The sequence below is a fragment of the Roseateles sp. P1_C1_2 genome (assembly GCF_056406535.1).
Genome location: NZ_JBFUAB010000016.1, coordinates 140,258 through 165,381, shown reverse-complemented (window position 1 = coordinate 165,381; position 25,124 = coordinate 140,258). Strand labels below are relative to the sequence as shown.

Here is a 25,124-nt window from a genome sequence, read left to right as displayed (position 1 = left end):
GTTGCCCTTTCGCTCGCCGCCATGCCCCAAGCTCTGTACGAATCCAGCCTGACCTCCCTCCCGCTGCTTGGCCGCGGCAAGGTGCGCGAGAACTACGCCGTCGGCGACGACCGCATCCTGATGGTGGCCAGCGATCGCCTGTCGGCCTTCGACGTCATCATGGGCGAACCGATTCCCGGCAAAGGGGCGCTCCTGACCCGCATGGCGCTGTTCTGGTTCGACAAGCTGCAGGGCATCGTCCCCAACCACCTGACCGGCGAAGACCCGCTGTCCGTCGTCACGCCAACCGAGGCCGAGCAGCTGAAGGACCGCACCATGCTGGTCAAGCGCCTCAAGCCCCTGCCGATCGAGGCCGTGGTGCGTGGTTATCTGGCGGGCAGCGGCTGGGCCGAATACCAGCAGAGCCAGAGCGTCTGCGGCGTCAAGCTGCCCGCGGGCCTGCGCAATGCCGACAAGCTGCCCACACCCATCTTCACGCCGGCCACCAAGGCCGAGATGGGCGACCACGACGAGAACATCTCGTTCGAGCAGGCGGCCGGCATCATCGGCACGGAGCTGGCCACCCGCGTGCGCGACATCTCCATCCAGCTCTACCAGCGCGCCGCCGATTTCGCGCTGACCAAGGGCATCATCATTGCCGACACCAAGTTCGAGTTCGGCCTGGACGCCGACGGCACGCTCACACTCATGGACGAGGTGCTGACGCCCGACTCCTCGCGCTACTGGCCGGTCGAGAGCTATGCGCCGGGCAGCAACCCGCCGAGCTACGACAAGCAGTTCGTGCGCGACTGGCTGGAGGCGGTGCGCATCGACGGCCAGCCCTGGGGCAAGAAGGCGCCCGCGCCGGCCCTGCCTGCCGAAGTGATCGACCGCACGGTGCAGAAGTACGAAGAAGCGCTGCAGCGTCTGACCGCATGAGTACCGCCCGGCCGTCCGCAGGGACTCATTCCCGCTTGGCGGGACAGCGCGCAGCGCGAAGGGTGCACCAATGAACCACAAGCTGCGCAGCCGGCTCGCCCAGCGTCTGGATGGCGAGATCGCCGCCGTCGCGGCCATGCCGGCGCGCGCGGCGGTGCTGCAGGCCCAGCGCGCCATCCTGTGGCTGCGCCACGGCCGCGAGGCCGAGGCCCGCGAGGAACTGAACCGGCTGCAGGCCCGCGCGCTCGCCCAGCCGCGCGTCGAGCTGGCCGCCTGGCTGCACCTGGCCGAGGGCCTGACCGCCTATTTCAGCGCCTTTGGCGGCGGCGCCCGTGAGCGTGTGCGCCGGGCCCAGGTGATGGCCCAGGCCGCCAAGCTGCCGGCCCTGCAGTCGCTGTGCGACGCCTGGCTGGCCCAGATGGCCTTTGTCGACCGCGACATCGATCGCCTCGTGATCCATGCCGCCGCCGTGCTCGCCGCGCCCGCCGACAACCCGGCGGCCTGTCGTGTCGCCTCCGCCCTGGGCATGGCCTGGGACCTGGCTGGAGACCCAGCTGCCGCGTCGTCCTGGTATGCCTGGGGCCGCCGCGCCGCCAGCGCCGATGGCGACGACGCCGGCCTGGCGGCCCTGCTCTACAACCAGATGCAGATGCGCGCGCTGCGCATCCGCCACGCCGCCCTGGCCGGCGAACCCGGCGAGGCGCCGGCCGTGCTGCTCGGGGTGGATTCCATCGGCCATTTCGACGACGCCGTCGGCGGCTCGGCCCGCGCCGACCTGACGCCGCTGCTGCGCGCCCAACTGCTGACCGTGCAGGGTGACTTCGYCGCCGCCGCCCCCTTGCTGGAGGCCCATCTTCCCGAGGCCGTGGCCGCCGGCCTGGCCCGCACCGGCGGCAGCCTGCTGGCCGACCTGGCCTGGTGCTGGGCCAATACCGGCGAGTCCCAGCGCGCCCGTGCCCTGGCCGACCAGGCCGCCGTCGAGGTGCTGGCCGAGGACGCCGCCCACTGCGACCTGGACGAATGTGCCGCCCTGCATGCCCGCCTGGCCCAGGTCTACGCCAAGTTGCACGAGGACGGCCTGGCCGCCCGCCATGGCGATGCGGCCCAGGCCGCCTGGGCCCAGGACGCGGCCCAGCGCAGCCTTTGGGCYGAACGATTGACGTCGGCCGGCCTGCGCGAGCCGCCGCGCTGAGCGGGTTTCAGCAGCCGAAGTCGCCGGCGCGCCGCACGGCGACCAGGCCCTGCAGCAGCTTCTGCTCGTCGAAGATCGCCAGGTAGAAGCTGCGCAGCGCCGGGCCGTTGCTGGGGCAGCAGGGGCTCGAGGAGCCGGTGGTGAAACAGCTGGTGGGCGTGCCGCTGGTGGTGGTGATGCCGACGCCGTAGCTTCCGTTGCCGTTGGGGTTGTTCGGGTTGAAGGCAAAGCCCAGCAGCGCAGCGGCATTGAACTTCAGGCCGTCAGCGGCAATCCTGAACTCGCGCTCGGCGGTCACGGCCTGGGCGAAGTTGCCCCCCGTGCCGTCCATGGCCTTGAGATTGGCCTTCAGTGGATCCAGCGCGGCCGACAGGCCGGCGGCCCGCAGCCTGGTCGCGAGGTCGACCAGGGGGCGCGCCTCGGTGACGGCAATCTCTGGCAGCAGCATCTCGCCGGCGACGGGCAGGGCGGCGGCCGTGTTGAAGATCAGTGCGTCGGCGCTTTCCTTGAGCGCCGAGGCCAGGCGGCGCGGGCCGAAGGCGGCCAGGCCCTCGCGCGTGGGCCTGAGGGCCAGCAGCGTCAGCCGGCCGACCGTGAGCGCCTCGGCGCGATGGTCGTCCTGGGCGTAGCTGCGCACGCCGGCCTTGAGCCTGAGCATGCGGGTCTTGCGGCGCAGGCCGTCGTCGTCGGTGAAAAGGCCGTCCTCCCAGGTGGCGGCGGGCCAGTCCATCTGCAGCTGGAGTCGGTCGCGCAGCACCAGGCGCAGCGCGAAGTTGGGATCAAAGGCGGCCGTGGGCGCCGCCAGGCCGCTCTTGGCCAAATCCACTTCGGTGGTGGACCAGGCTGCCACCGTGGCGGCACCGGCCAGCTTCTCGGTGGCGACCCAGAACTCGGGCAGCAGCTTGTAACCCGATTGCAACCAGATCTCCCGCTGCAGCGCCGACGTGATGGCGGCGCCGCTGGCGTCCAAGGCCTCGGCCGGTGAGTGGCCGCGCAGTTCGCTGGCGCTGTCGCCGCTGGTCGCTGCAGCCAGCAGCTGCCAGGGCGCCAAGCTCAGCGCCGGCACGGCGGCATCGGTGGCGGTGGACAGCAGTTCGGTCACGGCCAGGCGCTGGCTGGCGGCGGCGGCGTTGGCCAGGTCGGCGCTGCCGGCTTGGGCAGGCGCGCTGCGCGTCGCCTGGTAGGACGCCAAGGCCTGGGCGCGGGCGCCCGGGTCGGCGGTCTGCGGTTGGCTGGTGGGTTCGCTGCCACCGCCGGCGCCACCGCCGCCGCAGGCACCAAGCATCAGACTGAGTGCCCAGAGGAGGCCAAGGCTGCGGGTTTTCATGGGCGTTAATGTAGTGATCCCGGGCGGCCGGGCCGGGAACTCCGGCACGCTGACCGGCTTTTTACGGAGTCTCGACGCGCCCGGGCTGCGTTACCCTCGCCGGCCTATGACCGCCGACTCCCGCGACGAAGACGCCATCAACGCCCTGCCGGTGGGCACGCGCTTTGGCGAGCTGGAAATCCTCGGCACGCTCGGCGTGGGCGGCTTCGGCATCGTCTACCTGGCGCGCGACCATTCGCTGGAGCGCGAGGTCGCGATCAAGGAGTACATGCCCAGCCAGTTCGCGCTGCGCGACGGGCAGTCCCAGGTGTCGGTGCGTTCGGTATCCATGAAGGAGACCTTCGAGCTCGGCCGGCGCAGCTTCGTCAACGAAGCCAAGCTGCTGGCCCGCTTCGACCACCCGTCGCTGCTCAAGGTCTACCGCTTCTGGGAAGCCAACGGCACGGCCTATATGGCCATGCCCCGCCTCGTCGGCCAGAACCTGCGCGAAGCCCGCAAGAGCCGCCCGACGCCGCCGCCGGAAGCCTGGGTCAGGCGCATCTTCGACGCCGTGCTGGGTGGGCTTGAGACCCTGCATGCCCAGCATGTCTGGCACCGTGACGTCGCGCCCGACAACATCTTCATGCCGGCCGACGGCAGCCCGCCCATCCTGCTGGACTTCGGCGCCGCCCGCCAGGCCATCAGCGACCGCACCCAGGTCTTCACCGCCATCCTGAAGCCCAGCTTCGCGCCCATCGAGCAATATGCCGAGGCGACGACGCTGCGCCAGGGCGCGTGGACCGACTTCTATGCCTTGGCCGCGGCCATGCATGAGCTGCTGACCGGCCGCCCGCCGCCGCCGGCCACGGCGCGCGCCATGGGCGACGAACTGGCGCCATTGGACGTACCCGGTTATTCGCCGGCCTTCCTGGCCAGCCTGGACTGGGCCTTGCGCGTGGCGCCCCACCAGCGCCCTCAGACCGTGACCGCCTGGCGCGAGGCGCTGGACGGCCGCGTGGCCGTGCCGCCGCCCCAGGCCGCCCCGCCGCGGGCCGCGCCGCCACCGCCTGCGGCGCCCGAACCCCTGGATCTCGAGTTCGCCGACACGGTGCAGGGCCCGCTGCCGGGCGATGACGACGATGCCACTGTCGTCGTGCCGCTGCGCAAGTCCGCGCCCAAGCCTCCGCCGCCGCCCCCGCCGCGGGCTGCAAAGCCGCCGGCCCAGGCCGTGGCGTCGCAGCCGCCCGCGTGGCGGATGCCGGCCATGATCGGCGGCGGCGTCGGCGCCGTGCTGCTGCTCGGCCTCTTCGTCATGCAGCTGCGCGGCGGGCCGGCCAAGCCCGAGCTCACGCCGGCTGAACCGGCCGCGTCCGTGGCGGCACCGGCGCCGGCACCCGCGCCTGCGCCCGTGCAGCAGCCCCAGCCCGAACCCCAGGCCGCGGTGGCCAGTGCGCCGCCTCCTCAGCCTGTGCCGGCATCGGCGCCGGCACCCGCGCCGGTGGTGGCAGCGCCTGTCAAGCCCGCGCCGGCCTCGGCCGCGACCGGTGTGAACACCCGTCCGGCGTCAACGCCCGCCTCGGCGCCGACGCGCCGTGACGCGACGTCCAGGCCCATGACGACCGAGAAGGCAGGCGACTTCCGCCCGGTGGTGCCGCGCAGCCCGGTGTTCGCGGCCCCCGAGCCGGCGGCGCCCAGCCCGGCCGTCCCGTCGAGCAAGGCGGCGCCGCCGCCCGCGTCCACGCCCGCTCCGTCCAGCGAGCCCCGCACCGCCAACGAGGCCTGCGGCGGCCGGGTGCTGTTCGCGCGTGCCTGGTGCATCGACCGGCAGTGTGAAAAGCCGATCTATCACAACGACCCGGAATGCGTCAGGCTGCGTGACATCCGCGGCAATCGCGGCAACAGCGGCGTGCCCTGATCGGGCGCCGCTGATCAGAACAGCGCCATCGACAACTTGCGGCGGTAACTGTCGATGAGCGGGTCGCTGTGCACGACGGCCGCCTTGCCGGCCAGTTCCAGCGTGCCGCTCTTGGCCTCGGCGGCCGGCTTGGGTGCCGGCTTGGCCAGCAGCTCCAGGATGGCCACATAGGTCTTGCGCGCGGCTTCGCCGTTCCAGGCCTTGTCGCGCATGATGATTTCCAGCAGCTCGTCCATGGCTTCGGTGAAGCGCTGGCCGGCGAGGTGGACTTGGGCCAGCGAGAAGCGGGCGTCGAAGTCGCGCTTGTTGGTGGCTATTGATCCCTGCAGCGCGGCCGGGTCGGCACCGGCGGCGGCCTCGAAGGCGCTCAGCCAGGTGGCCAGCGCGGCCAGGCGCGGCGAGGGCGTCAGCGTGTCGGCGGCCTTGGCGGCCACCGGGGCGAAGGCCGCCTGTGCGTCGCCCAGCAGGCCGAGCTCCAGCAGAGCCTTCACGTAGTCGAAACGGGCAGTGTCATTGCCCGGGTCGGTCTGCACGGCGTGGGCCAGCTTGGCCAGGGCCGCCTCCAGGTCACCTTCGGCCATCAATCCTTCCGCTTCGGCCAGGTCGGCCTCGGCCTCGAGCTCTTCACCGGCCGGCACATGCTTGTCCAGGAATTCGCGGATCTGGGCCTCGGGCAGCGCGCCGACGAAGCCGTCCACCGGCTGGCCGCCGGCGAACATCACGCAGAAGGGGATGGAGCGCACGCCGAACATCTGGCTGAGCTGGGTGGCGATCTCGGGCACCTCGTCGCTGTTCAGCTTGGCCAGCGTGAAGCGGCCGGCATAGGCGGTTTCCAGCTTCTCCAGGATGGGGCCGAGGGTGCGGCAGGGGCCGCACCAGGGCGCCCAGATGTCCAGCAGCACGGGCTGGGTCTGGGAGGCATTGATGAGTTCGGCTTCGAAGTTCTGGAGGGTGATGTCGATCATGGCGAGGAGGGAGGTGGAGCCTCGGCTTCTACAATTCAAGGCTTTCCTGAGCCCCGGAGCGCGATTTGCCTATCTCAGCCCCCACGAACCCGGATGCCGTCATCGGCATCGTCATGGGCTCCAGCAGTGACTGGGAAACGATGAAGCTGGCAGCCGAGATTCTGACCGAGTTCGGTGTCGGCTTTGAGGCGAAGGTGGTCTCCGCCCACCGCATGCCCGACGAGATGTTCGCCTATGCCGAGGCCGCATCCGGCCGGGGGCTCAAGGCCATCATCGCCGGCGCCGGCGGTGCGGCCCATCTGCCGGGCATGCTGGCCGCCAAGACGACGGTGCCGGTGCTGGGCGTGCCGGTCGCCAGCCGCCATCTGCAGGGCGTCGATTCCCTGCACTCCATCGTGCAGATGCCCAAGGGCATCCCGGTCGCGACCTTTGCCATCGGCAATGCCGGCGCGGCCAATGCGGCGCTGTTCGCGGTGGCGATGCTGGCGACGGGCAACGCCGCGCTGCTGGACAAGCTGAATGCATTCCGCACCAAACAGACAGCAGTCGCCTGCGCGATGAGCGAGGAACTGCGCTGATGACTGCTTTGCTCCCCGGTGCCGCGACGCTTGGCGTCCTCGGCGGCGGCCAGCTCGGCCGCATGTTCGTGCACGCGGCCCAGGCCCTGGGCTACCGCTGCATCGTGCTCGACCCGGACGCCATCAGCCCCGCCGGCGCCGTGGCCGACAAACACATCAAGGCCGACTACCTGGACTCCTTCGGCCTGGCCCAGCTGGCGCGCGACTGCGACGCCATCACGACCGAGTTCGAGAACGTGCCGGCCCTGGCGCTGGACACGCTGGCCGGCATGCGCATCGTGGCGCCCGCCGCAGCGGCCGTCGCCGTCTGCCAGGACCGCGCCATCGAGAAGGCGCATTTCGAGGCGGCCGGCGTGCCTTGTGCGCCGCATGCCGTCATCAGCAATGAGATCGAGCTGGCGGCCGTCGACCCCGCCCTGCTGCCCGGCATCCTGAAGACCAGCCGCATGGGCTATGACGGCAAGGGCCAGGTACGCGTCGCGACCGCGGCAGAGCTGGCCCAGGCCTGGGAAGGGCTCAAGCGCGTGCCCTGCGTGCTGGAGCAATTGCTGCCGCTGAAGCTCGAGCTGAGCGTGCTGGTGGCGCGTGGCGCGGACGGCCAGATCGTCAACTTCCCCGTGCAGCAGAACCTGCACCGCGGCGGCATCCTGGCCGTCACCGAGGTGCCGGCGCCCGACGTGCCGGCCGAGGTGGACAAGCTCGCCGTCGCCGCGGCCCRCCAGGTGGCCGCCGCGCTGGACTACGTCGGCGTGCTGTGCGTTGAGTTCTTCTGGCTGCAGGATGGCCGCCTGGTCGTCAACGAGATGGCGCCGCGGCCGCACAACTCCGGCCACTGGACGATGAACGGCGCCGACGTGTCGCAGTTCGAGCTGCAGGTGAGGGCGCTGACCGGCCTGCCGCTGCCCGAGCCGCGTCAGCATTCGGCCAGCGTCATGCTCAACCTGCTGGGCGAGCTGTGGTTCAACGAGGATGGCGGCCCGACGCCGCCGGCCTGGGAGCGGGTGCTGGCCCTGCCCGGCACGCATCTGCATCTCTACGGCAAGGCCGAGGCGCGCCACGGCCGCAAGATGGGCCATCTGAACATCACGGCCGACTCGCCCGCGGCGGCGCACGACGTGGCCCTGCAGGCCGCCGCCATGCTGGGTCTGCCGACCGACTTCTGATGCTGGTCCTCCCCGGTCACGACCCCGAAGCCGTGCAGGCCGCCGCGCGCCGCCTGGCCGACGGCGAGCTGCTGGGCCTGCCGACCGAGACGGTCTATGGCCTGGCCGCGCGAGCCGACCGCGACGCGGCCGTGGCCAAGATCTTTGCCGCCAAGGGCCGGCCGAGCGACCACCCGCTGATCGTCCATGTGCTGGACGTCGCCGGTGCCGAGCCCTTTGCCGACCACCTGCCCGCCACGGCGCGCCGGCTGATGGAGGCCTTCTGGCCCGGTCCGCTGACCGTCATCGTGCCGCGCAAGGCCGGCATGGCCGAGGCCGCGGCCGGGGGCCATGCCACCGTGGCACTGCGCTCGCCGGCCCACCCGGTCGCCCGCGCCGTGCTGGCGGCGGCACGCGAACTGGGCGTCGAGGGCGTGGCCGCTCCCAGCGCCAACCGTTTCGGCCGGGTCAGCCCGACGCTGGCCAGACATGTCGCCGAGGAATTCGGCCCCGGCCTGATGGTGCTCGATGGTGGCGCCTGCGAGGTCGGCATCGAGTCCAGCATCGTCGACTGCAGCCGCGCCACGCCGACCCTGCTGCGCCCCGGCCTGCTCAGCCGCCCCCGCATCGAGGCGGCCCTGGGCCAGACGCTGGCCGAACCGGACGCCACCGCGCCCAAGGCCTCGGGCACGCTGGCAGCCCACTACGCGCCGAGCGCCCATGTGCGCCTGCTGGATGCCGAGGCCCTGGCTTTACGTTTGGCCACAGCGGCCGCCAGCGGGGGCCTGGAAGGGGTGGCGGTATATTCACGCGCCCAGTTGCCAGCCTGGCGTTGGCAGGCCCTGCCGGCCGACCCGGCGGCAGCGGCCCACGAACTGTTTGCGGTGCTGCGGGCCCTGGATGCGGCCGGCGCCCGCGAGATCTGGGTCGAAGCGCCACCGCGCGACCCCGCCTGGGATGGCGTGCGGGACCGGCTCAGCCGGGCCGCTGCCGCCTTCACTGATTGAGTTTTTGTCCCTGAGTTGATCGTCATGCAACGTGTTGTGTCCCAGAAATTGAAGCGCGGCCTGGCCTTGGCCACGATTGCGGCGGCCGCGCTGATCGCCGGCTGCGGCGGCGGCAGCACGCAGCAGATCGACCCCTTTGCGCCCACCCGCGTCATCGCCTTCGGCGACGAGATGGGCACCATCCTGCAAAGCGGCAAGAAGTACACGATCAATGGCCTGAACGCCGACACCAAGCTGGTGGACTGCAAGCAGAGCCCGATCTGGAGCCAGATCCTGGCCGCCGGCTTCAGCTTCGTCTACCCGCAGTGCAACACCGACTTCGTCGCGCTGCCTCAGGGCATCATGTACGCGGCGGCGGGCCAGAAAGTGGCCGACGTGCGCGACAAGATCGACCAGCACCTGTCCAACGACCGCTTCGGGCCCAAGGACATCGTGGCCATCATGGTCGGCGTCAACGACATCGTCGAGCTCTACCGCCAGTTCCCGCAGCAGAGCCGTGACTCGCTGATCAACGAGGCCAAGGCCCGTGGCAAGCTGCTGGCCGACCAGGTCAACCGCATCGCCAACGCGAACGGCCGTGTGGTGGTGAGCACCATCTTCGACGTCGGCGTCACGCCCTTCGGCCAGAAGGAAAGGCAGCAGCAGACCGACATCGACCGCGCCATCTTCCTGAATGACCTGAGCGCGGCCTTCAACACGACCATGCGTCTGAACCTGCTGAACGACGGTCGCCTGGTTGGCCTGGTGCTGCTTGACGAGTACGTCCAGCAGCGCGTCCGCTTCCCCAGCATCGCCGGTTTCGTCAACGTGACGGATGCGGCCTGCCGCACCGACGTCGCGGCGCAGGACTGCACGATCGATACGCTGGTGACCGACGCCAATGCGACGCAGTGGATGTGGGCCGGCGACACGCTGCTGGGCCCGAAGGCGCAGGCCGACCTGGGCTCCAGTTTCCTGGGCCGCGCGAAAAACAACCCGTTCTGAAGCCCGCCGCGCGCGGCGGCCGCCTCAGGCCGTCGTGGTGCGCAGCTCGCGGCGCAGGATCTTGCCGACGTTGCTCTTGGGCAGCTCGTCGCGGAACTCGATGAACTTGGGCCGCTTGTAGGCCGTCATCTGCGCCGTGCAATAGCTGGCCAGGTCTTCCTCGGCCAGGGCCGGGTCGCTCTTGACGACGAAGAGCTTGACGGCCTCGCCGGACTTGGCGTCCGGCACGCCGATGGCGGCGCACTCCAGCACGCCGGGGTGCATGTTGACGACCTGCTCGATCTCGGTCGGGTACACATTGAAGCCGCTGACCAGGATCATGTCCTTCTTGCGGTCGACGATGCGCACATAGCCGCGCGTATCCATGATGCCGATGTCGCCGGTCTTGAAGAAGCCGTCGGCGCACATGACGTTGGCGGTCTCGTCGGGGCGCTTCCAGTAGCCGGCCATGACCTGCGGGCCGCGGATGCAGATCTCGCCGCGCTCGCCGATGGGCAGATCGTTGCCGTCGTCGTCGCGGATGGCGATCTCGGTGGACGGCACCGGCAGGCCGATGCTGCCGTTGAAGGCGCGCTGGTCCAGCGGGTTGATGGTGGCGGCCGGCGAGGTCTCGGACAGGCCATAGCCTTCGACGACCGGGCAGCCGGTGACCTTGAGCCATTTCTCGGCCGTGGCCTGCTGCACGGCCATGCCGCCGCCGTTGGAGATGACGAGCTCGGAGAAGTCCAGGCGCGAGAAGCTCGGGTCGGCGGCCAGCGCATTGAACAGCGTGTTGACGGCCGGGAAGATGTGGATCTTGTGGCCGCGCAGCGTGTCGATGAAGCCGGGGATGTCGCGCGGGTTGGGCACGAGGATGTTGAGGTGACCCATGCGCGCGCCGAGCATGAAGCAGGCCGTCAACGCGAAGATGTGATACAGCGGCAGCGCACAGACATTGGTGAACTGCATGTTCTGGTCGGGCAGCTTGGCCAGCATGGGCTGGAACCAGGCCTCGACCTGCAGGATGTTGGCGACGATGTTGCGGTGCAGCAGGGTGGCGCCCTTGGACACGCCGGTGGTGCCGCCGGTGTACTGCAGGAAGGCGACGTCGTCGGGGCCGAGTTCGGCCTTCTTCAGCGACAGGCGCTCGCCGTGGCGCAGCGCCTCGTTGAAGCGCACGACGGTGCGGCCGTCGCCTTGGGCCAAGCGGAACTCCGGCACCATCTTCTTCAGGTGGCGCACCGCGAAGTTGATCAGCGGGCCCTTCCACCAGTTCAACAGGTCGCCCATGGAGGCGAGCACGACATGCTTCACGTCGGTGGCGTTGATGACCTCGGACAGCGTGTGCGCGAAGTTCTCCAGCACGACGATGGCGCGCGCGCCCGAGTCCTTGAGCTGGTGCTCCAGCTCGCGTGGCGTGTACAGCGGGTTCACGTTCACGACGACGAAGCCCGCGCGCAGGATGGCCGCGATGGCCACGCCGTACTGCAGCAGGTTGGGCATCATGATGGCGACGCGGTCGCCCTGCTTCAGCCCCTGGGCCTGCAGCCAGGCGCCGAGCTGCGTGGACAGCTGGTCGACCTCGCTGAAGCGCATGCGCTGGCCCAGGCAGATGGCGGCGTCGCGCTGGGCGTGCTTGCGGAAGGCCTCGTTGAGCAGGTCCACCAGCGAGCCGTAGACGCGGGTGTCGATCTGCGCCGGCACGCCGGCCGGATAGCTGGCCAGCCAGGGCTTGGCGCGGGATGTCACTTCGGTGACTTCGGCAAGTACGGCGGTCATCGGCGGGCCCTTCTGGCGTGCGCTGGGTGAAGCCGATGATGTTGGGACGGCCGGTTACATCAAGCTAGGGGAGTTGCCCTAACGCAGAGGCATCGGCACGAAACAAAGCGCGTGCGAGTGTGTCCTCGCGGTGTCGCACAGTGGACAGGAACTCGCCCGCGCCACGCATCGCGCGGAAGGCGTCGAAGCCGCTTTCGAGAAAACTCTGCAGCGCGCCCAGGCCGGCCATCTGCGCCGGGCCGCGCATCAGCTTCAGCGTCTGGCGCAGCAGGGGCTTGCGCGTGAGCTTGTCCAGCGCCTCGCCGACCGCCATGGTCAGCTCGATCTGCTGCTGGCGCGAGGCCGGCTCGCCGCAGGCCCGCCAGGCGATGCCGTAGTCATGGGCCGTGATCTCTGGCGACAGCAGATGCTCGGCCATGCGTGTGTCCAGGCGCTCGGACAGGGCATGCAGGCGCGCCAGCCTGGCGACGGTGTCGACGACCTCCTCGGGAAAGAGGCGGGTCAGCGTCGGGATTACGCGGGCGAACTGGGCGTCGCGCTGGCGGTAGTCGTCGGGGCCGTAGAGCTCGTGCAGGAAGAAGCGCGTGGCGGCTTCGTAGCGCGGGTTGGCCAGCAGGTCGGCGTAGCTGGCGGCGAAGCGGCGCTGCTGGTAGGTCTTCAGGGCCTGGACGCGGGCTTCGAGCTCGGGGTCGGTGGCACGGCGGGCGCGTTCGGCGTCGACGGCGCGCAGCTCCTTCAGCAGGGATTCGGCACTGAGATGGTCCATGGGTCGGCGGAATTCTGCCTTCCTACACTCGGGCGATGAATGGACGACTGCAAAGGATCTGGGTGCTGCTGAGGCTGGCCGTGGCGCTGGCGGTCGGCTGGCGCTTTGGCTGGGCTTGGGGCGTGCTGACGCTGGGCCTGCATGCGGCCATCCTGGCGGGCGGCTTCCTGCAGCTGCGCTGGGTCAACCGGCCAGCGCCGACCTGGAGCCAGCTGCTGCGGGCCTGGGCCAGGGAAGTGATCGCCAGCGAACTGGCCTTCTCCTGGCGCCAGCCCTGGCGGGAATGGGTCGAGCCCGACCATCTGCCGGCGGGCGCCGGGCGCGGCATGCTGCTGGTGCACGGCTTCTCCTGCAACCGCGGGCGCTGGAACGGCTGGATGGAGCGGCTGCGCGAGCAGGGCGTGGCCTTTGTCGCGCCGTCGCTGGAGCCGGCCTTCGGCAGCATCGACGCCTATGCCGGCGAGATCGAGGCCGGCGTGCAGCGGCTCAAGGCGCACACGGGGCGCATGCCCATCCTCTGCGCCCACAGCATGGGCGGCCTGGCGCTGCGAGCCTGGTGGCGCCAGTACGGCGCGGGCCACGAGGCGCCGCACGTCATCACCTTGGGCTCGCCCCACCAGGGCACGCGCATGGCGGCGCTGGGGCTGGGCATCAACACCCGGCAGATGCGCCTGGGCAATGCCTGGCTGGCGGCCCTGCCCGGGCTGCCCGACGTCGACTGCTTCTGGACGCCCTGCGACCAGATCGTCAACCCGGCGGAGCGGGCCATCCTGGCCGGCGCGCGGGCGCACCGGCTGGACGGCGTGGGCCATATGGGCCTCGTCCACTCGGACGAGGCCTGGAACCTTGTCCAGGAGGCGTTGCTGGCCTAGGCATTCCAGGCTTTCGGGCCGAGCGCTGGGCGAGGGGCTATCTCAGACGGCCTTGGCTTCGGTGTCGGTCAGCACGCCGCGGCGGATCTGATCGAGCTCGATGCTCTCGAACAGGGCCTTGAAGTTGCCCTCGCCGAAGCCTTCGTTGCCCTTGCGCTGGATCAGCTCGAAGAAGATCGGGCCGATCACTTCCTTGGTGAAGATCTGCAGCAGCAGCTCGTTGTCCACGCCCAGGTGGGTGGCGCCGTCGATGAGGATGCGCAGGCGGCGCAGTTCGTCGACGTTCTCGCCATGGCCCGGCAGGCGCTTGTCGATGAGGTCGAAATAGGTCTCGATGGTGTCCTGGAAGGCCACGCCCGTGCCCTTCATGCCTTCGACCGACTTGTAGATGTCGGTCGTGCCGAGCGCCACGTGCTGGATGCCCTCGCCGTGGTACAGGTCCAGGTATTCGGCGATCTGGCTCTTGTCGTCCGAGCTCTCGTTGATCGGGATGCGGATCTTGCCGCAGGGGCTGGTCATGGCCTTGCTCTTCAGGCCGGTCAGCTTGCCTTCGATGTCGAAGTAGCGCACCTCGCGGAAGTTGAAGAAGCGCTCGTAGAACTCCGACCACTCCTTCATGCGGCCGCGGAAGACGTTGTGCGTCAGGTGGTCGATCTCGGTCAGGCCGTGGCCGGCCGGATTCGGGTCGACCGGCTGGCCCTGGGCGTCCAGCAGCGGCACGAAGTCCACGTCATAGATCGAGATGTTGCCGATGGCGCCGGCCTTGGCGCCGTGCTTGCCCTGCCAGCGGTCGACGAAATAGATCAGCGAGTCGCCGATGCCCTTGATGGCCGGGATGTTCAGCTCCATCGGGCCGGCCTTGTTGTCGAAGCCCCAGGCGCCCAGCTCCAGTGCGCGGTTGTAGGCGTGAGCGGCGTTGTCGACGCGGAAGGCGATGGCGCAGATCGACGGGCCGTGCAGGCGGGCGAAGCGCTGCGCGAAGGAGTCGGTCTCGGCGTTGATGATGAAGTTGACGCCGCCCTGGCGATACAGCGTCACGCTCTTGTGGCGGTGCTTGGCAACGGCCTTGAAGCCCATGGTCTCGAACAAGGCGCCCAGGCCGGCCGGGTCGGGCGCGGCGAACTCGATGAACTCGAAACCGTCGGTGCCCATGGGGTTGTCCCAGGGAGTGAACTTGGCCATGCGTTGCCCCGTCGAGAGTGCGTTGAAAGTGGAAATTCTGCGGCGCGAGGGGCGCAGATTTCATGCAATTTGAGGCGCAATACGTCGTTGTGGCGCAGTAAAGCTGCAAAAATAATCCAATGGACGCACCCATCGAGCTCGACGCCATCGACCGCCGCATCCTGCGCGCGCTGCAGGCCGACGGCCGCCTGACCTATGACGCGCTGGCCGCCGAAGCCGGCCTGTCGTCCTCCGCGGTGCTGCGCCGCGTGCGCCGGCTGGAGGAGGCGGGTGTCATCGCCTCCTATGTCGCCCTGGTGGCGCCGGAGCGCATCGGCCTGGGCCTGACGGCCTATATCAATGTCAGGCTGGAGAAGCAGACCGACAACCCGCTGCGCAACCCGCGCGATCTCTTCCGCGCCGCCGTGCAGACCTGGCCCGAGGTCGTCGAATGCGCAGCGCTGACGGGCGAGATGGACTATCTGCTGCGCGTGCTGGTGCAGGACATGCAGCACTACGCCCGCTTCATCAGCGACACGCTGCTGATGCACCCCAGCGTGCAGGACTGCAAGACCAGCTTCGTGCTGGAAAGGCTGAAGAACACGACTGCTGTGCCGGTGTGAGCCGTTGAATTGAACCGCTGAATTGAACCGCTGAAGGGCCGGCCGGTATTCACCGGCCATGGCCAGCCTGCAACCCCCCTCGTCGCCCGACGCCGGCGCCATGCTGGGCTGGCTGCCCCGATTGCGCCGCTACGCGCGGGTGCTGCGCCGCAATCGCGAGGATGCCGATGACCTCGTGCAGGACACGCTGGAGCGCGCCTGGTCGCGTGCCGGCCTCTGGCAGGGCGTGGGCGACATGCGCACCTGGCTGTTCAGCATCATGCACAACCTGCATGTCGACGCGCTGCGACGCGGCCGCCTGGACGTCGTCGAGCTGGACGACGGTCACGTCCCCGAGGTTTCCGTCGCGGCGACGCAGGCCGAACGCCTGGCCCTGCGCGACCTGTACAAGGCGCTGGCCGCCCTGCCGGACGAGCAGCGCGAGGTGCTGTTGCTCGTCGCACTGGAAGGCATGGCCTACGCCGAGATCGCCCAGGCGCTGCACATCCCCATCGGCACCGTGATGTCGCGGCTGTCGCGTGGCCGCGAGAGGCTGCGCGGGCTGGTGTCGGGCGACCGGACTTCTAGGGGGGCGGGGAATAGAGCCTCGTTCTGAGCGTCCACGCAAGGCGGGCCACGCGGCCCTTCAACGAATCTTTCTGGAGTCAGCATGCGCCTTCCCGTTACGACCCTCCTGGCTGCGGCCCTGCTCGGCCTGCCCCTGGCCAGCCACGCGCTGGACGGCATCACCGACCCGCAGGGCGACTTTCTCGCCACATTCGCGGGCAGCAGCAGCAGCCATGACCTGGACGTGCTGTCCGCCAGCGTCTTCTACAACCCGGGTACCGACGTCTTCACGCTGACGGCGACGCTGGACGGGGCGCCCGGCAGCACGGCGGCGGGCTTCTATGTGTGGGGCGTCAACCGCGGCGCGGGCACGGCCGGATTCGCGAGCCTGGGGGTGAACGGCGTGCGCTTCGACCGCGTCGTCATCCTGCGCCCCAATGGCACCGGCTCGGTGGGCGGCGCCGGCAACCTGCCTGCGGGCTCGGTCACCATCAGCGGCAATGTCATCACCGGCACGGTCAGCGGCAGCCTGCTGCCGAGCACCGGCTTCAACAAGCTGGACTACACCTTCAACCTGTGGCCGCGCGACGGCGCCTTCGCCGGCAATGCCGCCATCTCGGACTTCGCGCCCAACAACGCCAACTTCACGGCCACGCCGGTGCCGGAGCCGACCAGCGCTGCGTTGCTCCTGGGTGGTTTGGGGTTGGTCGCTTTCCTGAGCCGTCGTCGGCGTCAGTCGAATTCGTGAAGCAGCTTTAGCGCGTGGGCTTCGCTGAGGTTGAGCAACTCGGCGATGTCGTGCAGGTCGTCCGGCACACCGGCGTCATCCCAGCCCCGCGCCGTGTGCCGCGCCAGGCGCACGGCCAGGTGCACGCAGCGGATCTGCGGGTCGCGGCCGTCCTTTTCGCTGGTGATGCGCGTCAGCAGCTCCGGCAGGCGCCAGCGCCGCATCAGGGCCTGCTCCAGGTCGGCCAGTTCGAGGCCCAGCACCTGGCGTTGCGCGACCGCGCTGCGCAGATGCCGGTCGGCTTCCTGCAGTGCGGCAATCTTCAGCGCCAGCTCGGGCGCATGCACCCACAGCAGCATTTCGGCAAAGTCGTGCAGCAGCGAAGCGCTGTGGATGACGGCGGCGTCGGGATCGGCGCGGTGGGCGGCAAAGCCCAGCGCGAAACGTGAGGCGCGCTCGGCGCGCTGCATCACGCGTGACAGGCCGAGCAGGGCCTCGTCGTTGTCGGCGAGAACCATCTCCAGCGTCGGCTGCGGGCCGAAGTCGCGGAAAAAGGGGGTGATGCCCATCAGCACGATGGCGGCGGTCACCGTCTCGGGGGCCGCCTGCAGGCCGAAGCTGTGGCTGCGCTTGAGCTCGCTGGCATGCGCCAGCACCTTGAGCGTCATCAGCGGGTCGGCGGCGATCATCTCGCCCAGACCGTGCGCATCGACGTCGTCCTCGGTCGCGCGCATGTGCTCCAGCGACTCGGCCGTCTCGGCCAGCACGGGGATCTCCGCCCGCGCAAAAGCGTCCACCCAGGCATCCAGGCTGGGCAATGGGGCGGTCAGGCGCAGACGTTCGGCCATGTTGTCCCGATGCTAGGCCCGGGTGGGGCCGCCTGCTCGTCAGAAGCGGTCCCGTTTTGCCAACCATTTCAGCTTTGACGGCACCACTATTTCGGGGCGAGCGCAGGGCCGCTCCCAAGCCGGCCCGGCTGGCGATGTGCTTGCCGGTCAATACGGCAAGCATCGGCGTCCCCTCGGGGGACCTTTCGCACTTGCCGGCGTTCAGCCGGAGCAAGAGCGAACGAGGGGCGCCTTTCCTACAGCCTGCGCACGCCTTCCAACTGGGCAGTCAGCTTGCCGTCGACGTAGAGCGCCCCTTCGGGCGCGCCGGCTTCGGCATAGAACTCCAGGTGGTTGCGGGCGCGCCGGCGGCGGTAGGCCGGCGAGAACACCAGCCGGATCGCGCGGGCGGCGCGCTTGACGCGGGTCCAGCGGCGGGCCCAGGCGGCGTGGGTTTCGGCGGCGTCGGGGCCGCTCAACTCGATCAATCTCATGAGGGTCTCCTTGGCACCAAGCCGGCCCTCATGAGATGGATGAGGGAGCTGACGGTGCGCTGTTGTCAGGGGCTGTCGTCGGGGAATCTGTCGCGCAGCAGGCGTCGCAATTCGAGGCGGGCCTGCTGGCGCTGGGCATGGGCGTCGTGGGCGCTGCGGTGGGCGCCGGCCTGGCGTTTCATGGCCGGTGCCACCAGCGGATTGCGCGGTTTGAGCGCCTTGATCTGCAGGGGACGGGGAGAGGTGAACTGGGGCATGGCGTGCTCCGGTTGGGGCCGCGCGTGGGCGGCGGGCAATGCAGCGGCTCGGCCCGGGGTGGCGCCAGCGTTTGCGTGAAAGGTTTGGGATGCCCGGGGCTTGGCGCTCGAGGCAAGCGGGCCGGGCGGTCAGGGGGCTTGGGTGTGCGACCTCGCTGTGGCGGGAGAACTGCAACACGCCACAACTTGCGCAAATGATAAACAAACGTTGCTCTTGCGCAAGCGGTTTTTATCCAACACCCCTAACGTGAGTAGTCCCCACCGTCCAATGACGGATGCGTCCGAGGATCAGCGTTTTTTGGGCTTGAGCGGGGCGATGCCGGCCTGCAGCCTGCGCCATTCGTCCAGCTCGGCCTGCGGGCTGGGCGCGGCGGCCTTGGCCACCGGCGCGGGTGCCGGCGTGGCGGTGGGCGTGAGCACTTCGCCGAGCAGGTCCAGCAGCCGCGTGCGGGCGCGCTGCGGGTGGCGGCGGTAGTAGGTCAGCACCAGGCCGATGATGAAGCGCTCGTCGTCATCCTTGGGCAGACTGGGCGAGTCCGCCTCTGCAGACGCGACAGGTGCAGGCATGGCGAGCGACGCCAGAGGGGCCGATGCCCCGTGTTCCAGATCCATCCAGCCCGGCGGCTTGTGGCAGAGCTGCTCGAACTGGCGCGCCAGGCGCTCGCCGATCTGGCGCGAGCGGCCCTTGATCTGGCTCCAGTAGCTGGGCTGGATCTGCAGCCGTTCGGCAAAGCGTCGCTCCAGGCCACGCAAGGTGGCCGCATCGGCATGTTTGACGGTGGCGCTGACGAACTCTTCGAACAGCCGCATCGCGTTGTCCAATCGGATCTGCGCGACGTCGCGGGGGGCGCTGGGCATGGACCGCAATGATAAATGGATCTTCACCTTCACTTCTGCGCCACCCGAGCCGTAGGACGGCTCCGACCGGGCGGGGCTGGCGACTCCTACTGCGGGCACGCCCGGTGGCGCCCATAGTGAGGTTTTAGGCCGTCAAAGGAGATTGGCATGCACCCCGCAGACAGCACCCTCATCGCGCTGGAAAAGAAGTTCTGGCAGTCCATGGTGGACGAAGACACCCGACTGCTGGCCGAGCCGTCCATGATGGTCAGCTCGCATGGCGCCATGCAGTTCGACCACGACCAGTACCGCGAGATGGCCGAGAAGGGCAGCATGGTCATCAAGTCGTTCAAGCTCAGCGACATGCAGGTCATGTACCCCAACGACGACACCGCCGTGCTGACCTACCACGCCAAACAGACGCTGGCGCCGCGCGGCAAGTCCGATGAAATCGAGCAGGAAATGGCCGACTCGTCCGTCTGGCTGCGCAAGGACGGCGAATGGCTGTGCGTGATGCACACCGAGACCGAAGTCGACGCCAAGGCCAAGCCGGCGGCCAAGAAGACGGCCGCCAAGGCCAAGCACTGACGCCGCTCAGTCGCTCTCGTCGTGCGCCTTGTAGGCGCCGACCAGGGCAGTCTGGGTGTTGGGCGGCACCGCCTCGTAGTGCGACAGCAGCAGCGTGTAGCGCCCTTCGCCCGCAGTGATCGCGTTCAGCCGCGTCTGGTAGCTGGCCAGTTCCGCCAGCGGCGCCAGGCCCTGCACGATGAGGCTGCCCGGCACGGCGGCGCGCGTGCCGTTGACCTGGCCGCGGCGTGAGGCCAGGTCGCCGGTGATGTCGCCGATGCCGTGCTCGGGCGCGGTGATCTCGACCTGCACGATGGGCTCCAGGATCAATGGCCGGGCCTCGCGCACAGCTTCGATCAGCGCACGGCGGCCGGCGGTGACAAAGGCGATTTCCTTGCTGTCCACCGAGTGGTGCTTGCCGTCGTAGACGACGACGCGCAGGTCCACCAGCGGGTAGCCGGCGATGACGCCGCTGGCCAGGGCCGAGCGCACGCCCTTCTCGACGGCCGGCATGAACTGGCCCGGGATGGTGCCGCCCTTGACCGCGTCGACAAACTCGAAGCCGGCGCCGCGCTCCAGCGGTTCGACGCGCAGATAGACCTCGCCGAACTGGCCCGCGCCGCCGCTCTGCTTCTTGTGGCGGTAATGGCCTTCGGCCGGGGCCGAGATGGTCTCGCGGTAGGCGATGCGCGGCGGCTCGGTGAGCACATCGCCCTTGTAGAGCTCGCGCAGGCGCTCCAGCAGCAGGCGCAGATGCAGYTCGCCCAGGCCGTAGACCAGGGTCTGGTGGGTTTCGCCGGCCTGCTCGATGCGCAGGCAGGGGTCTTCGTCCACCAGGCGGGCCAGCACCTCCCAGAGCTTCTGCTCATCGCCGCGCCGCGCGGGGCTGATGGCCAGGCCATGCACCGGCGTCGGGAAGTCCAGCGGCTTCAGATGGATGTGTTCGTCCTCCTGGGCGTCGTGCAGAACGGCATCAAAGGCCAGGTCGTCCACCTTGGCGACGGCGCAGAGGTCACCCGGCAGGGCCTCGTCGATATCGACATGCTTGGCGCCCTGCAGCATGAAGAGGTGCCCGACGCGGATGGGCTTGCGCGCATGGCCGACAAAGAGCAGGCCGCCCTTGGCGACGCGGCCCTGGTGCACGCGCATGACGCCCATCTTGCCGAGATAGGGGTCGGCGACGATCTTGAAGATATGGGCCAGCACATGGGCGGCCGGGTCGGGCCTGGCCGGGTAGGGCACGGGCTCGGTGCCCTTGCCTTCCAGGAAGGGTGGCGGGTTGCCCTCGGCCGGGTTGGGCATCAGGGCCTCGATGGCCGACAGCAGCTCGCCAATGCCGGCGCCGGTCTTGGCCGAGCAGAAGCAGACCGGGATCAGGTGGCCCTCGCGCAAGGCCTGCTCCAGCGGCGCGTGCAGTTCCCGCGGGTCGACGTCGCCATCGGTCAGGTAGCGGTCGACAAAGGCCGCATCGACCTCGACGACCTGCTCGACGAGGGCCCGGTGCGCTTCGGCGACGGACGAAAAATCGGCGTCCCCGGACGCCGCGAAGAAACAGTCGGCGACGCGCTTGGCGCCGCCGGCGGGCAAGTTCAGTGGCAAGCATTCCTTGCCGAACACCTCGCGGATCTGGGCCAGCAACCCGGGCAGGTCGGTGTCGGGGCAGTCGATCTTGTTGACGACGATGAGGCGCGTCAGCCCGCGCTCGCCGGCGGCGCCCAGCAGGCGCTGAGCCATCAGCTCGATGCCGTTCTGCGCGTTGATGACGATGATGGCCGTGTCCGCCGCCTCCAGCGCCGGCAGGGCCTGGCCGACGAAGTCAGGCGCACCGGGCGTGTCGATGGCGTGCACGCGGATGCCGCCGTGGGTGAAGTGGGCGAGGCTGGACTGCAGGGAATGGCCGAGGCGCCGCTCCAGCGGGTCGTGGTCGCTCACCGTGCTGCCGCGCTCGATGCTGCCGGCCTGCGGGATGGCGCCGGCATGGGCCAGCAGCGCTTCCAGCAGCAAGGTCTTGCCGGCGGACGCGGGCCCCACCAGCGCGACCGTTCGGATAGCGCTCACTCGTGAATCCAGGCTTGAAGCACTCATAGCACCTCCTCGGTGTGGGGCCTGCGAACCCCTCTGGGATCGGTGCGAGAGGATCTGCGCGGGTGCAGGGCTAGGCGCGCGGCGCCGTCTGGGCTCATGCCCAGGCCAGGCGCGCAACAACACCATGCGCCCGCGCAGATCCTCTCCCGAAGGGTTGTCACTCAAAAGTCCGCGCGCGGCGTTGCTCGGCCTCGCCGGGGCCTACCCCGGCTTCACCTCACGCCTTGCTCGCGGACTTTTGAGTGGCAACGCATCCGACCCCAGAGGGGTTCACAGGCCCCGCCAGAGTAGAAGAAGCCGGCCAACCCGGCAAGGGCAGAATCGTTTGCATGCACGCCCGACTCGCCACACTCGCCCTCGTCCTGCTCGCCGCCACGGCCCAGGCCCAGACCCTGCCGGCCGACGATCTCCAGGCCATGCTGGCCGAGGTCAGCCCGGCGCGCATCGAGGCGCGCATCCGCAAGCTGGTGAGCTTCGGCACGCGCCACACCCTGTCCGACATCGCCTCCGACAGCCGCGGCATCGGCGCCGCGCGGCGCTGGATCACGGCCGAGCTGTCGACCTGTTCCAAACTGGCCGGCGGGCGGCTGCAGGTGGAGGAGCAGAGCTTCATCGAGCCGGCCGGCAACCGCGTCAACCAGCCCACCGAGCTGGTCAACGTCGTCGCGACGCTGCCCGGCCGCGGCGCGAGCAAGAGCCGCGTCCTCGTCGTCAGCGGCCACTACGACTCGCGCAACAGCGATGTCATGGACGCCCTCGGCGAAGCCCCGGGTGCCAACGACGACGCGTCCGGCACGGCCACGGTCATGGAGCTGGCCTGCGTGATGGCGCGGCGCCAGTTCGACGCCACCCTCGTCTTCATGACCGTGCCCGGCGAGGAGCAGGGCCTGCTCGGTGCCGCGCAATGGGCCCGCGAGGCCCGCGCCGCCGGCACCAACGTCGAGGCCATGATCACCAACGACATCGTCGGCAGCTCGCGCGGCGACGCCGGCCAGCGCGACGCGAGGCGGCYGCGCCTGTTCGCCGACGGCCTCGACCCGCTGGTGCGCCTGCTGACCGCCGCCAACGCCAACCGTCCAGCCAGCGAGACCGACGCCAAGTCCATTGCCGCCATGCAGGCCGAGCTGCTGCCGCTGCTGCAGGCCGGTGGCAACGAGGACCTGCCCACCCACCAGCTCGGCCGCCACCTCAAGGCGGCCGCCGAAGCGGCCATGCCCGGCTTCACGGTCCAACTCATCCAGCGCCGCGACCGCTATCTGCGCGGCGGCGATCACATCCCCTTCCTCGAACGCGGCTATGCGGCCGTGCGCATCAGCGAGCCCTTCGAGAACTTCGCCCACCAGCACCAGAACCCCAGGACCGAGAACGGCATCGTCTATGGCGACCTGCCCGAATTCGTCGACTTCCCCTATGTGGCCGACGTGACGCGGGCCAACCTGGCCGGCCTGGCGACGCTGGCCTGGGCGCCTGCGCCGCTCAAGGGTGTCAGGCTCGATGCCCGCGAGCTGACCAACGATTCGACGCTGGAATGGCAGGCCAGTGATGACCCCGAGGTGGCTGGCTACCGCATCGTCTGGCGCGATACCGATTCAGCCGCCTGGCAGCAGTTCAAGGACGTGGGCAAGGCCACGCGCGTGACGCTGCCGGTGTCCAAGGACAACGTCGTCTTCGGCGTGCAGGCGGTATCGAAGAAGGGCTACGCCAGCCTGGCGAGCTTTCCTTTGCCGCGGCGCTAGCCACTCAGCACCAGCGAACCGCCGGGGTAGCGCGACCCCATGAACTCGACGAAGGCCTTCACCTTCGGGCTGGCCAGGCGCCGCGAGGTGTGCAGCACCCACAACTCCACCGCAGGGCCGGCCACGGCGCCCCACAGCACGAGTTCTCCGCTGGCAAGCTGCCGCCAGACGATGGACTGCGGCACCCGCGTGACGCCGGCGCCGGCGATGGCAGCGTCCCGGATCATCAGCATCGACGACAAGCGCAGCACAGGGTCGGGCTCGACCGTGAGGCGGCCGTCGTCGAGGGCCCAGGTGGCGCCGTCGAGCAAGGCGCTGACGACGGCGGCGACCCGCACGGGCGTGGGGCTGGGCCCAGGCATGGCGATCGAGGGCGCGGCGACGACCACGAGCCTGTCCAGCGCAAAGCAACGCCCGACCAGCGCGGTGTCCGGCCGCGGGTTGGGGCGGATGGCCACGTCGAACTGCTCTTCCACCAGGTCGACCACGCGGTCGTCGGCCACCACGTCGAGGGTGACGTCGGGGTAGAGGCGCCGGAAGTCGGCCGCCAGCCGGCCCATCGCGAGTTGCGAAAACAGGATGGGCGCGGCAATGCGCAGCCGCCCAGCGACCTTGGCCGAGCCTTCGCGCGCCGAACTGAAGGCGTCGACCACCTCATGCATGGGTCCCTCCGTGCGCGCCAACAGCTGCTGCCCCGCCTCGGTGAGTTCCAGCCCCTTGGCGCTGCGCTCTATGAGCCGCACGCCCAGCTGATCCTCGAGGTCCGCCACGCGGCGTGACAGCGTCGCCTTGGAGCGCCGGCTGGCCCGGCTCGCCCGCCCAAAGCCACCGTGGGTGGCCACGAGGTTGAAGTCCACCAGCGCGTTCAGGTCCATGTGTTTTGAATTCAAGACAGTGAGTCTTGATTTTGGTGTCTGTGTTTATGGATTGCAACGGCCTATCTTTCGTTCCGTCCCTTCCGACACAACCTTCAGACCACGGAGTTTTCAAATGAGCATCCTCGTCATCGGCGCCACCGGCACCATCGGTTCCCTCGTCGTCCAAGGTCTCGCCCGCCAGGGCGCGGACGTCACCGCCCTGGTTCGCCAGACCGGCACGCTGTCCCTGCCCGCGGGCGTCAAGGGCGTCGTCGCCGACCTGACCGACGTGGCCTCCATGCGCCAGGCGATGTCAGGCATCCGCACGCTGTTCCTGCTGAACGCGCTCGCCGCCGACGAAGTGACGCAATCCCTGCAGGCGCTGAACGTCGCCCGCGAAGCGGGCATCCAGCGCATCGTCTACCTGTCGGTCATCAACGCGGACCTCTACGTCGATGTGCCGCACTTCACCGGCAAGTACACGGTGGAACGCATGATCGAAAAACTGGACCTGCCGGCGACCATCCTGCGCCCCGCCTACTTCATGCAGAACGACGTGCAGGTGCAGCCGGTCATCGAGGGCTATGGCGTGTTCCCCATGCCCATCGGTTCAAAAGGCTGCGCGATGGTGGACGCGCGCGACATCGCCGACATCGCCGTGGCCGAGCTGCTGCGCCGCGACCGCGCGCCGCAGCCGCTGCCACGCCTGCTGCTGGAAGTGGTCGGCCCCGACGTGATCAACGGCCCCGCTGCGGCGGCCGTCTGGAGCCAGGCGCTGGGCCGCGACATCCATTACGCCGGTGACGACGTGCAGGCCTTCGAGGCGCAACTGGCACAGAACGCGCCGGGCTGGATGGCCTACGACCTGCGGCTGATGATGAGCGGCATCCAGCGGCTGGGCCAGATCGGCGCGGACGGCGCGGCCGAAAAGCTGGTGCAGTTGCTGGGGCGTCCGCTGCGTACCTACCAGGCGTTCGTGGCCGAACGCGTGCAGGCGGGCTGAG

General features: G+C 69.6%; 25 protein-coding genes. 14 read left to right on the top strand and 11 right to left on the bottom strand.

The window, feature by feature from the left end; translation table 11 throughout:
* Nucleotides 1-21: 21 nt before the first annotated feature.
* Nucleotides 22-918: a phosphoribosylaminoimidazolesuccinocarboxamide synthase gene (locus AC1D2H_RS17455; RefSeq protein WP_478011854.1), complete on the top strand. Its 897-nt coding sequence runs from the start codon at nucleotides 22-24 to the stop codon at nucleotides 916-918.
* A 70-nt stretch (nucleotides 919-988) separates the two neighbouring features.
* Nucleotides 989-2,110, top strand: coding sequence for a hypothetical protein (locus tag AC1D2H_RS17450; RefSeq protein WP_478011853.1), 1,122 nt, complete (start codon nucleotides 989-991; stop codon nucleotides 2,108-2,110).
* Between the two features lie 7 nt (nucleotides 2,111-2,117).
* On the opposite strand, the gene AC1D2H_RS17445 is transcribed toward AC1D2H_RS17450, so the two are convergent.
* On the bottom strand, nucleotides 2,118-3,437 hold the full coding sequence (locus tag AC1D2H_RS17445) for a hypothetical protein (protein WP_478011852.1): 1,320 nt from the start codon (nucleotides 3,435-3,437) through the stop codon (nucleotides 2,118-2,120).
* Between the two features lie 106 nt (nucleotides 3,438-3,543).
* Here AC1D2H_RS17445 and AC1D2H_RS17440 point away from each other — a divergent pair, with 106 nt between their 5' ends.
* Nucleotides 3,544-5,331: a serine/threonine protein kinase gene (locus AC1D2H_RS17440; RefSeq protein WP_478011851.1), complete on the top strand. Its 1,788-nt coding sequence runs from the start codon at nucleotides 3,544-3,546 to the stop codon at nucleotides 5,329-5,331.
* A gap of 14 nt (nucleotides 5,332-5,345) precedes the next feature.
* Here the strand turns inward: AC1D2H_RS17440 and AC1D2H_RS17435 are convergent, their stop codons facing one another.
* Nucleotides 5,346-6,296 (bottom strand): tetratricopeptide repeat protein, encoded by a 951-nt coding sequence (locus tag AC1D2H_RS17435; RefSeq protein WP_477932607.1) that lies wholly within the window; start codon nucleotides 6,294-6,296, stop codon nucleotides 5,346-5,348.
* Nucleotides 6,297-6,409: 113 nt separating this feature from the next.
* On the opposite strand from AC1D2H_RS17435, the gene purE reads away from it, so the two are divergent.
* The 4 genes from purE to AC1D2H_RS17415 are packed head-to-tail and all read left to right on the top strand — an operon-like array spanning nucleotide 6,410 to nucleotide 10,007.
* Nucleotides 6,410-6,874 (top strand): 5-(carboxyamino)imidazole ribonucleotide mutase, encoded by a 465-nt coding sequence (gene purE / locus AC1D2H_RS17430; RefSeq protein ID WP_477932611.1) that lies wholly within the window; start codon nucleotides 6,410-6,412, stop codon nucleotides 6,872-6,874.
* Nucleotides 6,874-8,037, top strand: coding sequence for a 5-(carboxyamino)imidazole ribonucleotide synthase (locus AC1D2H_RS17425; RefSeq protein ID WP_478011850.1), 1,164 nt, complete (start codon nucleotides 6,874-6,876; stop codon nucleotides 8,035-8,037). The genes purE and AC1D2H_RS17425 overlap by 1 nt, the downstream gene beginning before the upstream one ends.
* A complete protein-coding gene (locus AC1D2H_RS17420) occupies nucleotides 8,037-9,023 on the top strand; it encodes an L-threonylcarbamoyladenylate synthase (protein ID WP_478011849.1) in 987 nt (328 codons plus the stop codon). Before AC1D2H_RS17425 ends, AC1D2H_RS17420 begins: the two co-directional genes overlap by 1 nt.
* Nucleotides 9,024-9,047: 24 nt before the next feature.
* Nucleotides 9,048-10,007: an SGNH/GDSL hydrolase family protein gene (locus tag AC1D2H_RS17415; protein WP_478011848.1), complete on the top strand. Its 960-nt coding sequence runs from the start codon at nucleotides 9,048-9,050 to the stop codon at nucleotides 10,005-10,007.
* Nucleotides 10,008-10,031: 24 nt separating this feature from the next.
* On the opposite strand, the gene AC1D2H_RS17410 is transcribed toward AC1D2H_RS17415, so the two are convergent.
* Both AC1D2H_RS17410 and AC1D2H_RS17405 read right to left on the bottom strand, forming a co-directional pair.
* Nucleotides 10,032-11,765: a long-chain-fatty-acid--CoA ligase gene (locus tag AC1D2H_RS17410; RefSeq protein WP_478011847.1), complete on the bottom strand. Its 1,734-nt coding sequence runs from the start codon at nucleotides 11,763-11,765 to the stop codon at nucleotides 10,032-10,034.
* 64 nt (nucleotides 11,766-11,829) lie between these two features.
* Entirely contained in the window at nucleotides 11,830-12,531 is a 702-nt protein-coding gene (locus AC1D2H_RS17405) for a DUF8198 family protein (RefSeq protein WP_478011846.1), read from the bottom strand.
* A 35-nt stretch (nucleotides 12,532-12,566) separates the two neighbouring features.
* Here AC1D2H_RS17405 and AC1D2H_RS17400 point away from each other — a divergent pair, with 35 nt between their 5' ends.
* A complete protein-coding gene (locus tag AC1D2H_RS17400; protein ID WP_478011845.1) occupies nucleotides 12,567-13,403 on the top strand; it encodes an esterase/lipase family protein in 837 nt (278 codons plus the stop codon).
* Nucleotides 13,404-13,445: 42 nt separating this feature from the next.
* Here the strand turns inward: AC1D2H_RS17400 and hppD are convergent, their stop codons facing one another.
* On the bottom strand, nucleotides 13,446-14,585 hold the full coding sequence (gene hppD, locus AC1D2H_RS17395) for a 4-hydroxyphenylpyruvate dioxygenase (RefSeq protein ID WP_477932593.1): 1,140 nt from the start codon (nucleotides 14,583-14,585) through the stop codon (nucleotides 13,446-13,448).
* 119 nt (nucleotides 14,586-14,704) lie between these two features.
* Between hppD and AC1D2H_RS17390 the strand changes: the two genes are divergently transcribed.
* From AC1D2H_RS17390 to AC1D2H_RS17380, 3 genes are read left to right on the top strand one after another with little or no spacing between them, the layout of a single operon-like run.
* Entirely contained in the window at nucleotides 14,705-15,187 is a 483-nt protein-coding gene (locus AC1D2H_RS17390) for an Lrp/AsnC family transcriptional regulator (RefSeq protein ID WP_478011844.1), read from the top strand.
* A 58-nt stretch (nucleotides 15,188-15,245) separates the two neighbouring features.
* Entirely contained in the window at nucleotides 15,246-15,782 is a 537-nt protein-coding gene (locus tag AC1D2H_RS17385) for an RNA polymerase sigma factor (RefSeq protein ID WP_478011843.1), read from the top strand.
* Nucleotides 15,783-15,836: 54 nt separating this feature from the next.
* Nucleotides 15,837-16,481 (top strand): PEP-CTERM sorting domain-containing protein, encoded by a 645-nt coding sequence (locus AC1D2H_RS17380; protein WP_478011842.1) that lies wholly within the window; start codon nucleotides 15,837-15,839, stop codon nucleotides 16,479-16,481.
* Here AC1D2H_RS17380 and AC1D2H_RS17375 read toward each other — a convergent pair.
* From AC1D2H_RS17375 to AC1D2H_RS17360, 4 genes are all read right to left on the bottom strand, one after another.
* Nucleotides 16,466-17,308 (bottom strand): HDOD domain-containing protein, encoded by an 843-nt coding sequence (locus AC1D2H_RS17375; protein ID WP_478011841.1) that lies wholly within the window; start codon nucleotides 17,306-17,308, stop codon nucleotides 16,466-16,468. The genes AC1D2H_RS17380 and AC1D2H_RS17375 overlap by 16 nt on opposite strands.
* A gap of 236 nt (nucleotides 17,309-17,544) precedes the next feature.
* Nucleotides 17,545-17,781: a hypothetical protein gene (locus AC1D2H_RS17370; protein ID WP_477932583.1), complete on the bottom strand. Its 237-nt coding sequence runs from the start codon at nucleotides 17,779-17,781 to the stop codon at nucleotides 17,545-17,547.
* Between the two features lie 65 nt (nucleotides 17,782-17,846).
* A complete protein-coding gene (locus tag AC1D2H_RS17365; protein ID WP_477932582.1) occupies nucleotides 17,847-18,038 on the bottom strand; it encodes a hypothetical protein in 192 nt (63 codons plus the stop codon).
* Nucleotides 18,039-18,326: 288 nt separating this feature from the next.
* On the bottom strand, nucleotides 18,327-18,896 hold the full coding sequence (locus AC1D2H_RS17360; protein WP_478011840.1) for a hypothetical protein: 570 nt from the start codon (nucleotides 18,894-18,896) through the stop codon (nucleotides 18,327-18,329).
* 147 nt (nucleotides 18,897-19,043) lie between these two features.
* Here AC1D2H_RS17360 and AC1D2H_RS17355 point away from each other — a divergent pair, with 147 nt between their 5' ends.
* The gene (locus tag AC1D2H_RS17355) at nucleotides 19,044-19,463 is read left to right on the top strand and encodes a nuclear transport factor 2 family protein (protein WP_478011839.1); all 420 of its coding nucleotides are present in this window, start codon (nucleotides 19,044-19,046) and stop codon (nucleotides 19,461-19,463) included.
* Between the two features lie 6 nt (nucleotides 19,464-19,469).
* Here AC1D2H_RS17355 and fusA read toward each other — a convergent pair whose 3' ends face one another.
* Nucleotides 19,470-21,527, bottom strand: coding sequence for an elongation factor G (gene fusA, locus AC1D2H_RS17350; protein WP_478011838.1), 2,058 nt, complete (start codon nucleotides 21,525-21,527; stop codon nucleotides 19,470-19,472).
* Nucleotides 21,528-21,856: 329 nt separating this feature from the next.
* Here fusA and AC1D2H_RS17345 point away from each other — a divergent pair, with 329 nt between their 5' ends.
* Complete coding sequence (locus AC1D2H_RS17345) at nucleotides 21,857-23,263, top strand: M28 family metallopeptidase (protein ID WP_478011837.1); 1,407 nt, start codon at nucleotides 21,857-21,859, stop codon at nucleotides 23,261-23,263.
* Here the strand turns inward: AC1D2H_RS17345 and AC1D2H_RS17340 are convergent.
* Nucleotides 23,260-24,138 (bottom strand): LysR family transcriptional regulator, encoded by an 879-nt coding sequence (locus AC1D2H_RS17340; RefSeq protein ID WP_477932609.1) that lies wholly within the window; start codon nucleotides 24,136-24,138, stop codon nucleotides 23,260-23,262. The genes AC1D2H_RS17345 and AC1D2H_RS17340 overlap by 4 nt on opposite strands.
* 115 nt (nucleotides 24,139-24,253) lie before the next feature.
* Here AC1D2H_RS17340 and AC1D2H_RS17335 point away from each other — a divergent pair, with 115 nt between their 5' ends.
* On the top strand, nucleotides 24,254-25,123 hold the full coding sequence (locus AC1D2H_RS17335; RefSeq protein WP_478011836.1) for an SDR family oxidoreductase: 870 nt from the start codon (nucleotides 24,254-24,256) through the stop codon (nucleotides 25,121-25,123).
* The last annotated feature ends 1 nt before the right edge of the window (nucleotide 25,124 follow it).

Coding starts and splice junctions, on each gene's coding strand:
- AC1D2H_RS17420 (WP_478011849.1), top strand. CDS start 8,037: ATGCTGGTCCTCCCCGGTCACGACCCCGAAGCCGTGCAGGCCGCCGCG.
- AC1D2H_RS17405 (WP_478011846.1), bottom strand. CDS start 12,531: ATGGACCATCTCAGTGCCGAATCCCTGCTGAAGGAGCTGCGCGCCGTC.
- AC1D2H_RS17370 (WP_477932583.1), bottom strand. CDS start 17,781: ATGAGATTGATCGAGTTGAGCGGCCCCGACGCCGCCGAAACCCACGCC.
- AC1D2H_RS17455 (WP_478011854.1), top strand. CDS start 22: ATGCCCCAAGCTCTGTACGAATCCAGCCTGACCTCCCTCCCGCTGCTT.
- AC1D2H_RS17380 (WP_478011842.1), top strand. CDS start 15,837: ATGCGCCTTCCCGTTACGACCCTCCTGGCTGCGGCCCTGCTCGGCCTG.
- AC1D2H_RS17440 (WP_478011851.1), top strand. CDS start 3,544: ATGACCGCCGACTCCCGCGACGAAGACGCCATCAACGCCCTGCCGGTG.
- AC1D2H_RS17435 (WP_477932607.1), bottom strand. CDS start 6,296: ATGATCGACATCACCCTCCAGAACTTCGAAGCCGAACTCATCAATGCC.
- AC1D2H_RS17415 (WP_478011848.1), top strand. CDS start 9,048: ATGCAACGTGTTGTGTCCCAGAAATTGAAGCGCGGCCTGGCCTTGGCC.
- AC1D2H_RS17410 (WP_478011847.1), bottom strand. CDS start 11,765: ATGACCGCCGTACTTGCCGAAGTCACCGAAGTGACATCCCGCGCCAAG.
- purE (WP_477932611.1), top strand. CDS start 6,410: ATGGGCTCCAGCAGTGACTGGGAAACGATGAAGCTGGCAGCCGAGATT.
- AC1D2H_RS17375 (WP_478011841.1), bottom strand. CDS start 17,308: ATGGCCGAACGTCTGCGCCTGACCGCCCCATTGCCCAGCCTGGATGCC.
- AC1D2H_RS17335 (WP_478011836.1), top strand. CDS start 24,254: ATGAGCATCCTCGTCATCGGCGCCACCGGCACCATCGGTTCCCTCGTC.
- AC1D2H_RS17340 (WP_477932609.1), bottom strand. CDS start 24,138: ATGGACCTGAACGCGCTGGTGGACTTCAACCTCGTGGCCACCCACGGT.
- AC1D2H_RS17360 (WP_478011840.1), bottom strand. CDS start 18,896: ATGCCCAGCGCCCCCCGCGACGTCGCGCAGATCCGATTGGACAACGCG.
- AC1D2H_RS17390 (WP_478011844.1), top strand. CDS start 14,705: ATGGACGCACCCATCGAGCTCGACGCCATCGACCGCCGCATCCTGCGC.
- AC1D2H_RS17400 (WP_478011845.1), top strand. CDS start 12,567: ATGAATGGACGACTGCAAAGGATCTGGGTGCTGCTGAGGCTGGCCGTG.
- AC1D2H_RS17385 (WP_478011843.1), top strand. CDS start 15,246: ATGGCCAGCCTGCAACCCCCCTCGTCGCCCGACGCCGGCGCCATGCTG.
- AC1D2H_RS17355 (WP_478011839.1), top strand. CDS start 19,044: ATGCACCCCGCAGACAGCACCCTCATCGCGCTGGAAAAGAAGTTCTGG.
- AC1D2H_RS17445 (WP_478011852.1), bottom strand. CDS start 3,437: ATGAAAACCCGCAGCCTTGGCCTCCTCTGGGCACTCAGTCTGATGCTT.
- hppD (WP_477932593.1), bottom strand. CDS start 14,585: ATGGCCAAGTTCACTCCCTGGGACAACCCCATGGGCACCGACGGTTTC.
- AC1D2H_RS17365 (WP_477932582.1), bottom strand. CDS start 18,038: ATGCCCCAGTTCACCTCTCCCCGTCCCCTGCAGATCAAGGCGCTCAAA.